1 pseudogene is annotated in these 748 nt (G+C 53.6%); it reads right to left on the reverse strand.

Features of this window, described 5'->3' with window-relative positions:
- A pseudogene (locus THS27_RS27805) lies at nt 1-671 on the reverse strand (IS5 family transposase); the annotation flags it as partial.
- Between the last annotated feature and the right edge of the window lie 77 nt (nt 672-748).

The following is a 748-nucleotide window of genomic DNA, read 5'->3' on the forward strand; positions in this document are numbered from 1 at the left end:
CAGCCGCCGCATATCCTTCATGCGACAGAAGAAACGTTCAACAAGATTGCGTTTGGCATAAAGGCTGGCATCATGAGGGATCGGCTTTTTGGCATTTGCCTTGGCGGGGATCACCGGCAAGGCACCTTCATCCTCTATCTCCTGACGGATACGTGCACTGCCATAGGCCTTGTCGGCGACAATGGCCAACGGTGGTTTTGACCAATTCAGAAAGCAGTCGATCATCTTGCTGTCATGGAGTTGACCGCCACTGATCGCGAGGCGCAACGGACGCCCGAGGCCATCTACAGCGGCGTGAACTTTACTTGTCCTGCCGCCGCGTGAGCGTCCAATACCCTCTGCCAGTTCCCCTTTTTTGACCCAGCCGCTGCGCGGTGAGCCTTCACAATCGAACTGTCGATAAAGACAAGGGCATCTTTGTGTTCTGATGCCAAGGCCTCGAATATCTCTCGCCATATGCCGCGTTCTCCCCAGCGGACATAACGATTATAGACTGTCGTAGGCGGGCCATATCTTCCCGGAAGATCCCGCCAGGGCGCGCCGGTTCGAAGAATGTAGAAGATACCATTGAGAACTGTTCTGTCGTCGCGCCGCTTCGGCCCCCGACCATCAACCGGAAGAAGCGGAGCAATGATCGCCCATTCCTTATCGCTCAAATCAAATCGTGCCATGTGATAACTCCCTTTCACAAAGGGTGAATCACATTTCGACTATAAATTTCAAGCGTTCCAATTGGGTTCAGACCCTA

This window comes from Thalassospira sp. MCCC 1A01428 (assembly GCF_002115825.1).
Taxonomy (GTDB): Bacteria; Pseudomonadota; Alphaproteobacteria; order Rhodospirillales; family Thalassospiraceae; genus Thalassospira.